Annotated in this window: 7 protein-coding genes; all 7 read right to left on the bottom strand. The window is 41.6% G+C overall.

All coding sequences use genetic code 11. From position 1 onward, the window contains the following. The coding region (locus LG34_RS01910; RefSeq protein WP_109214630.1) for a PfkB family carbohydrate kinase at window positions 1–668 on the bottom strand (668 nt) is incomplete at its 3' end. 111 nt (window positions 669–779) lie between these two features. Then, on the bottom strand, window positions 780–1,553 hold the full coding sequence (locus LG34_RS17000) for an ABC transporter permease (RefSeq protein WP_242979775.1): 774 nt from the start codon (window positions 1,551–1,553) through the stop codon (window positions 780–782). Then, window positions 1,468–1,665 (bottom strand): hypothetical protein, encoded by a 198-nt coding sequence (locus tag LG34_RS16995; protein WP_242979774.1) that lies wholly within the window; start codon window positions 1,663–1,665, stop codon window positions 1,468–1,470. Before LG34_RS16995 ends, LG34_RS17000 begins: the two co-directional genes overlap by 86 nt. A gap of 70 nt (window positions 1,666–1,735) precedes the next feature. Then, window positions 1,736–4,960, bottom strand: a complete 3,225-nt coding sequence (locus tag LG34_RS01895; RefSeq protein ID WP_109214629.1) for a hybrid sensor histidine kinase/response regulator — start codon at window positions 4,958–4,960, stop codon at window positions 1,736–1,738. Beyond that, window positions 4,950–5,174: a response regulator gene (locus tag LG34_RS01890; protein ID WP_242979773.1), complete on the bottom strand. Its 225-nt coding sequence runs from the start codon at window positions 5,172–5,174 to the stop codon at window positions 4,950–4,952. Before LG34_RS01890 ends, LG34_RS01895 begins: the two co-directional genes overlap by 11 nt. Next, window positions 5,162–5,344, bottom strand: a complete 183-nt coding sequence (locus tag LG34_RS01885; protein ID WP_181369251.1) for a hypothetical protein — start codon at window positions 5,342–5,344, stop codon at window positions 5,162–5,164. Before LG34_RS01885 ends, LG34_RS01890 begins: the two co-directional genes overlap by 13 nt. 51 nt (window positions 5,345–5,395) lie before the next feature. Next, window positions 5,396–8,287, bottom strand: a complete 2,892-nt coding sequence (locus tag LG34_RS01880) for a transporter substrate-binding domain-containing protein (protein ID WP_109214627.1) — start codon at window positions 8,285–8,287, stop codon at window positions 5,396–5,398. Between the last annotated feature and the right edge of the window lie 67 nt (window positions 8,288–8,354).

Here is an 8,354-nt window from a genome sequence, read left to right as displayed (position 1 = left end):
GTAACAACCATCTGCGGAATCTTTGCAGAACGGATACGATCCTGCAGAATTGCGCACAGTTCTTCCGGGGTGATATTTTCATAATCCTCAGAAAACAGAATTCCTGCCTCCTGCTGGTTGCACACGAAGCATCCTGTTTTTCGAATAAAATCCCGGCGCTCGATGGCAATGCTCATATTGGAAACCAGTGCATAAACCTTCTTATTATATTTTTCCGCATAAGCGAAAGTCTTTTTTGTTACATCCTGATCCATGTCGATTTCAATGGCAATGCTGTCTGCATTTTTGAAAATCTCATCGCCATGCTCGTCCAAAATCTCAGACATCGGTTTGTGATCCGGGCGCTTGGAAACGGATGCAACCACGTCACCTTTGTGATCAAATACTGCCAGCCATGTTCCCATGCCGTTTTTTACTTTTTTCATATATCTGGTATCGACTTTGTGGCGGTTTAGTTTCTGTATGACATCCTCCCCGATGGAATCGTCATCTACGGCTCCGATGAAAATCGGCTCCAGTTCTACGTTCGCAATATCTTCTGCAACATTTCTACCTACGCCGCCGTGGATCTGCTCGATGGTTCCAAGGTTTCTTCCGTATGGAATATAGGTGGATGTTGAAAATCCTTTGATGTCAATAAATACATCTCCGATAACTACAATTCCCATGTATCTTGCTCCTTTATTTTATCTGTATATTAACTTTATATGTCTCTTGTATCTATATCTTCAATTTATCCTTATCTCAGTCATATTTCGATACATTTTTTATAACAATTACTATCTCTGGCCCTTGTCGTAAGGAATACCTTCTGCCTTCGGTGCTCTCGATTTCTTGGAAAACAGCGCCAGTACCAGAAGGGAAATAATGTACGGCAGCATCTTGTAAAATGTTGCCGGAATATTCAGGGAAGCCAGAAAATCAAATCCGGAATATACGTTAGATAATGCACGAAACAATCCGAACAGTACAGCTGTCAATGCGATCAGATTCGGTCTCCACTGTCCGAAGATCATAACTGCCAGTGCCAGGAATCCAAAACCTGCCACACCGTTTTCAAACTTCCACTCAGAAACACCTGCGGTAATGTACACAATTCCGCCAAGTCCGCCTAAAAATCCTGAAATCAATACACCGATATAACGCATCTTGTACACATTAATTCCCACAGAATCTGCTGCCTGCTGTTCCGCTTTCGCTCTTTTTTCTTCTGCCTTCTGAAATCTGCGGTTCATGCAGTGTTTGAAGAACAGTACAAATCCACAGAAGTAAATAATAATTGCTGCGATCAGATCCGAAATCTGAGAACAGTAAACCATCTTATCAACATATGCGCCACCGCTTGTAATATGCTGAATAAAGAAAGAGGAAAAAATCGCACCAATCGGATGGATACCACCAAGGAACGCTGCTGCGATTCCGTTGAATCCCATGTTTGGAACGGCAGTCTGTGCACAGGACCACTGCTCAATTCCACTTAAATATAAGAATCCAGCGCCAAGACCTGCCAGCGCCAAGCATTGCAAGAAGCAGACACAACCACCACGGTGCATTAAAATGAATGGCAAAATACAGGGCAAAACCTGCGCCCACCGCATACTGACCAGATGCTCCGATGTTAAACAGTCCAACTTTATAGGCAAACAGTACGGAAAGGGTGCACATCAGCAACGGTGCTGATTTTGCCAGCGTACTTCCAATATCATCTGAAAGTTGATTTTTTTATTATCGTGGCTTACATCCATTCGTGCAACATTCTGTTCAATTTTTCCATATCAAGAGGTTTCGCAATATGCTCATTCATTCCTGCACTCTTTGCAAGTATCACATCCTCCGTAAATGCATTTGCCGTCATTGCAACGATTGGCAACAGCTCACCTTTGTGTTTAGGCAGGGAACGGATAGCTGTAGCCGCCTCATACCCATTCATAATCGGCATCTGCACATCCATAAAGACCAAATCATAATATCCATTTGGATGATCTGCTACCTTATCTACAGCTTCTTTTCCATTTACAGCCGTTTCAATCTCAGCACCTGTCATACCTATGATCTCAGCTGCAACTTCTCTGTTCAGTTCATTATCTTCCACTAAAAGGATTTTCTTTCCTGTATAATCACTTGCAGCGATATTTTTCAGGTAATCTCTTGCATCCTGACTCGGCTTTCCGGATATTATTTTTTGCAGTGCTGCGGTAAGTCTTGAGCGGAACAACGGTTTTGAAATGAATTCATCTACTCCTGCTGCTTTGGCTTCTTCTTCGATTTTTGTATAATCATAGGACGTCAGAACAATGACAGAAACATCAGGTCCTATCTTTTGGCGTATCTGCCTTGTTGTTTCAATTCCATCCATTCCCGGCATCTGCCAGTCAATAATATATACAAAATAATCATTGCCATTCTCATGACGTTTCACCGCACGCTCTACTGCCTCTTTTCCTGACAGTACCCACTCTCCGTCGATTCCAATCTCATTAAGAGTAGCCACTGTTCCTTCACAGCATATCTTATCATCATCCACAACCAGCACGGGCAAATTGACCAGTTCATCAATAGTCTCTGACTTTTCATCTCGCAGACGAAGGAAAATAGTAACGGTAAATCTGCTTCCCTTTCCCAGCTTGCTTTCTACCTTAATGTTTCCATTCATCATATTGACGATATTTCTTGTGATTGCCATTCCCAAACCGGTTCCTTGGATTTCGCTGATGCGTTTATCATCTTCACGAGTAAACGGGTCAAACATAACCTTTTGAAATTCCTCGCTCATTCCCATGCCGTTGTCTTGAATCACAAACTCATAGCATCCTATATCCAGGGAAGTGGTAGGCTTTTCCGTAATAGAAAACAGTATCTTGCCGCCATCTGGGGTATATTTGATGGCATTACTCATAATATTGGTAAATATCTGTTGTACTCTTAAACTGTCTCCTCTTACATATTCATGTTCAATTTTGTTGAGCTGTACTTCAAAATTATGATGGTGAGCTTCAATCTCGGAACGTGTCATTGCGATCAAGTTATCTACCAGTTCATCCAGATTAAAGTCTTCTTCCGTCAGTTCGATCTTTCCATTTTCAATGCGTGACATATCCAGTACTTCATTAATCAAACCAAGCAGATGACGACTCGACTTGGTTATTTTTCCAAGGCAATCGATCACACGATCCGGATGATCAATATTTGCTCCGGCAATGGCTGTCATACCAACGATTGCATTCATCGGAGTCCGAATATCATGAGACATATTTGATAAAAATTCTGTCTTTGACCTGTTTGCCTTGTTAGCCGCTTCATAAGCTTCCTTCAAAGCAATCCTCGATTCTATCTCCGCAAGTTTTTCCTGAGTGGTATCCTGTGAGATCAACAGCACCTTTTCAAGTACTCCGTCTTTCCAAGACAAAGGAATGAAAGCCATGCTCTTAAAATTCTTTTCATCTTCCGTACAATATTCCAGCTTATAAATATCATCCATACTTCTAATCATGCCACGGATATGGTCTGCTGAAATCACTTTGTCAATCGTTTCATCCTTTGCCACCACTTTATAGCGGGATGCAATCCTCCTGATCAGGTCATGATATGTTCCGTAAGCATCGTATGGTGGCTTTTTTCCGTGCAGACTATAAAACTTATAAGTATCATCTTCCAGATTGCACATAGCAAAACGATTGACCAGACGCATTGTTCCCTGAAGAAGCAGATCCATCGCATCATTCTTACGTGTCAGCTCCAATATGTTTTCCATTTCTTTTCTGGCTTCTGTAATATCCCGGACAAAAATCATTGCATAACGGGAACCGTCATTTTTTTCTCCTCTCATAAGGACGTTGCGAACCAAACGTTCCTCACCTTTTATCCGTATTCTGCATTCAAGAGTGATTTCTTTTGAACCTTCACTCAGTTTTTCAACAATAAAATTACGGTTGTAAAAATGAGAAACCGCTTCCTTGTCCTCATCAACAACATAATTATCCAGGTATGCCTGAATCAGTTCATCCCATGTATGGCTCTTTTCAAAAATCTCCAGAAGGGAATCCTCTACTTTTAGTGACTCAAAAGAATTATCCTTTAGATTTACATAATACTCGCAGATGTTTCCCTCTGTATAGGCGCGATGAAATGCCTCATTTCTCTGTGCTTTCATCTCGCTCTGCTTTCTCTTGTCAATATTTATGAATGTACCGACAATAAGACGTACTGTTCCGTCCAGACGTCTGGTTGTCTCGGCATTTGCCCGGAACCATTGATAGGAACCATCTTTCATCTTCAAGCGGTATTCACAGTCATATTTCACACTATCTGTTTTGTCTTGAATTGCTTGCTCTAACAGTGTAAGTGTTGCTTCCTTGTCTTCTGGATGTAACAAATCTGCCCACGATTCCAGTTTATTTGGGAAATCAAGAATGTCATGATACCCAAGCATCGTGCGAAACTCATGACTCCAGTACACTTCCTTAATATTTCCGCTTTTGTCACAATCAAAACGCCACATCGCAGAATGGATCACGTTATTGATCAGTTTCAGATTCTGCTGCATCCAGTCAATCTGAACAGACAATACCCATACCTGCTTTCCATCATCTGCTATGGCATCTTTCTTGCACATACGGACAAATACAGGTGTGCCATCACTCATCAGCATCTGTCCTTCCCCACACCCTTGAAGGCGCTGGAACCTGTCGTATTCAAGAAAGGTCTGGTTTTCTCCATAGAAAAGATTTCTCAGAGAACCTGATGTTTTCTTTTGAAATTCTTCAAACGTATATCCCAGATTCTTCAACATGTGTGAACTGACCTGTGTGATTGTAAGATTTTCATCATAATATCCTGTCATGAATCCAACAATATTCAGTTCGCTCACTGCATCCTGTACGATTTTTTGACAGTTTTCATTTAACTTTGTATTATTCAGTAAAAAGATATTATTATCACTTTGCTTTTCTTTATTGAACATTTTCATTCTCCGTATATTCTAAGTCCAACAGGGATGTAAGTACTTCCATTAGTTTATTTATATCAAAAGGCTTTGAAAGATGAGCATTCATTCCTGCTTCAGCACAATGTTCTTCATCACTCTTAAAAGCATTGGCAGTCACAGCAATGATCGGAATTTCAGCACTTTCTGAATCCATCTGGCGAATATGCTTTGCAGCATCTATTCCATCCATGACGGGCATCTGCATATCCATGAGAATTCCAATGCCTGTTTTAACTGTATATAACTCTGATCTTCAAGGAACTTTAATGCAAATCTCCGAATCAGTGCTTCGCTGTGAAGGCGTCCCAAGACAGCTTCATAGTTTCCTCCAATAGCTTCATAACACTCTTGCATTGTCATATTTTATTCCTCCTGTCAATTGTATTCCACTAATTCATGAACCTCTGCTAATCAATTATATACATACCTTAAAATCGTTTTTATAACTTCATCAATCACAATCGGCTTTGACAAATGTGCGTTCATTCCTGCATCCAGTGATGCCTGAACATCTTCTGCAAATGAATTAGCTGTCATTGCTATAATAGGAATGTTTTTTCCATCCGGTCTGTCATTCATTGCCCTGATCGCTTTTGCCGCTTCATAACCATTCATTTCAGGCATCATGATATCCATCAGGATTACATCAAATGTGCCTTCCGGATGATTTCTGAAAATCTCAACAGCATTCTTTCCATCCACAACTCTTTCTACATTCATCCCGAACTCTTCCAACTGCACGGCAGCAATCTCTGCATTCAGTTCATTATCCTCTGCAAGAAGGACATTCACACCTGTAAGATTTACCTTTTCAGAAAAACCTGTATCTGACTTATTACATTCCTTATCTGTAATTTCCAAAGGAATATCCACAGTAAAAGTGGTTCCCTCATACTTTTTACTCTGCACGGAAATGGTTCCACCCATCATATCTACATACTTCTTTACGATAGCCATCCCCAGTCCAACGCCATGGTACTGCGTTCTCACATCGGAATCTTCCTGTACAAATTCCTCAAAAACTTCTTTTGTAAATTCCTCACTCATGCCAATACCAGTATCCGAAATGCGGTAACGCATATTTATATATCCATCCCCGCCCTTTTCCTGACACCGGGCTTCAAATGTAATCTTCCCTCCATCCGGAGTGAATTTCACGGCATTGCTCAGAATATTGACCAGCACATCACGCAGGCGTGCAGGATCCGCAAGTACATTTGGAATCTTTGCTTCTTCACGCTGAATCTTAAAGTTGATATCCCTGTTTGTAAGAAAGCCTTTTGTAATATCCAATGCAGAATCTGTAATGTTTTTCACATCCGCCGGTACCGGATTGTAATTCACTTTTCCACTTTCGATGCGGGTCAGATCTAATACATCATTGATCAGCGACAGTAAATGCTCTGAGCTTTCGTCAATCTTTTCCAGACAATTTTTCACTTCGTCTGACGGATTGTTTTTCATTGCAATACCGGTAAATCCTATGATTGCATTCATCGGTGTCCTCATATCATGGGACATATGTGACAGAAATGCTGTTTTTGCCTTGTTTGCAGCCTGTGCATGCTCTGCCAGTTCCGCCATTTCCTCAGCTTTCTCCTGGGCCGCCTTCTGAGCTTTTTTTCTTGCACTGAGACGCACCATTATCCCAGCCATAGCAGTCAGCAGCCATCCAAAAATAAGAAGAACCCAAACAGTAACAACAGGATGCAGACGGATCCAGTCAACAAATGTAAGCTCTGTTGCTTTGTATGTGGTATACTGTGCTGCAAGATCTTCAACGAGATTTTGGGGCATGGCATACATTGCTTTCGTCAGAATACCAGCCAGCGCATGGTTCTCAGTTGATGAAATTACCATGCGGTAGGTGAATGTAGGCTGTTCCAGCAGAGTATATGTCATGGTGCCCGTAGTGTCACTGTTCACAAACGCCTGTGCCATGTAATAGTAGACGAAGGCAGCATCTGCTTTACCCTCACGGACAGCTTCCATCATTTCCTGTCGGGTACTGCACATCAGTTTTTCTGCACCGGGTGCCATTGCATCTTCAATTGAATTTGATGCTGTCTGGTCAACAGTAGCAACAACATTAATTTTTCCATCAAAGTCACGCCGTGTCACCCTTGTCAGCTGCATCGTAATGAAAGGTGCAGTAATCCCCCATTTTTTCGTCTCAGCATAGTTATCTGTTTCCAGGCGCGCATCGATGCTCATATCTGTGGTTTCCTTATTTTTCTGATAAGCAATATACTCATCTCTGGTGGCAGGTGTAAGAAACTCATAGGAAATCCCGGCATAGTCTGCAATTTTCCGGAAGTAATCCGGGATAATACCCTTCATCTCACCATTTTCATTATAAGAATATGGATAACGGGTCGGATCACACAGAACATGAAGCGGGTTGTCCTTGGAATACTGTGAAATAATACTTTTTTCTTTCTTGGTATATTCCAGATTCTTAGTTTCTATGCTTTCATAATTTTTATTGTAAAGCGTCGTTTTCCAGTCACCCTCAACCGCATTCATCTGATCGATCGCATAATTGATCTCATTCAGCAATTCTGTATTGCCCTTTTTAACAATGACATAGAAATCGCTGCTGCCAAATTTCTCCACGATTCGCTCATTGTTTGTTTTTCTCAGAGAACTGGTAACAATCGCATCAACTTTTTCGCTCTGAAGGGCTTCATCCATTTCTGTGGTCGTATCAAAATAAGATGGAACATATGTAAATCCTTTGTCGTCTGCAAAATCCGCAAACTCTTCATTCCGGGTGTTTCCGTTCAAAAGCGCCACACGCATACCGTTGTAAGTGCTGTAATTGCCGTCCACAATCGTGCTGTTGTCACTGCGGACGGTCAGCATCCCATAATTGGTTCCGATCGGACGTGAAAAATCAAACTTTTCTTCTCTGTCCGGTGTTTTGCGGGCAGATGTTACCATGTCAATCTCGCCATCTTCAAGCATCTGCTGCATATCATCCCAGCTCTTATCATATCCGACATATTCGTAATCTACATCCCAATAACGGGCCATCAGCCGAAGAAAATCATAGCCATACCCGCTGCGGTTGCCTTCTTCATCCATCACATGATAACCATCCATGGCAAAGAAACCGACTTTGACAGTTTCATGCTGCGAACTGTCCTCGGCTGCATATGCAGTCTGGGGAGAAAATATCATACACACACCTACAAAAGCCAGTAATACTGCCACATATTTCTTTGCTCTCGAAATCATATTAAATCTCCTGTCCGTCTGTCTGTCTGTCTGTCTGTCTGTCAAATATATTTCTCTATACATCTCCTTGTCAACCTCCTGTTTTATTCAAGTCGAACGCACGTGAGACTTGGTGCGTGATTCTGGTCAG

Source organism: Eubacterium ramulus, assembly GCF_003122485.1.
Taxonomy (GTDB): domain Bacteria; phylum Bacillota; class Clostridia; order Lachnospirales; family Lachnospiraceae; genus Eubacterium_I; species Eubacterium_I ramulus_A.
The sequence above is the reverse complement of the archived record's forward strand: the minus strand, read 5'-3'. Positions and strand labels throughout refer to the sequence as shown.

What these genes read in the sequence shown, in the direction of transcription:
- LG34_RS17000 (WP_242979775.1), bottom strand. Translation starts at nt 1,553, where the DNA reads ATGCACCGTGGTGGTTGTGTCTGCTTCTTGCAATGCTTGGCGCTGGCA.
- LG34_RS16995 (WP_242979774.1), bottom strand. Translation starts at nt 1,665, where the DNA reads ATGTGCACCCTTTCCGTACTGTTTGCCTATAAAGTTGGACTGTTTAAC.
- LG34_RS01895 (WP_109214629.1), bottom strand. Translation starts at nt 4,960, where the DNA reads ATGTTCAATAAAGAAAAGCAAAGTGATAATAATATCTTTTTACTGAAT.
- LG34_RS01890 (WP_242979773.1), bottom strand. Translation starts at nt 5,174, where the DNA reads ATGGATGGAATAGATGCTGCAAAGCATATTCGCCAGATGGATTCAGAA.
- LG34_RS01885 (WP_181369251.1), bottom strand. Translation starts at nt 5,344, where the DNA reads ATGACAATGCAAGAGTGTTATGAAGCTATTGGAGGAAACTATGAAGCT.
- LG34_RS01880 (WP_109214627.1), bottom strand. Translation starts at nt 8,287, where the DNA reads ATGTATAGAGAAATATATTTGACAGACAGACAGACAGACAGACAGACG.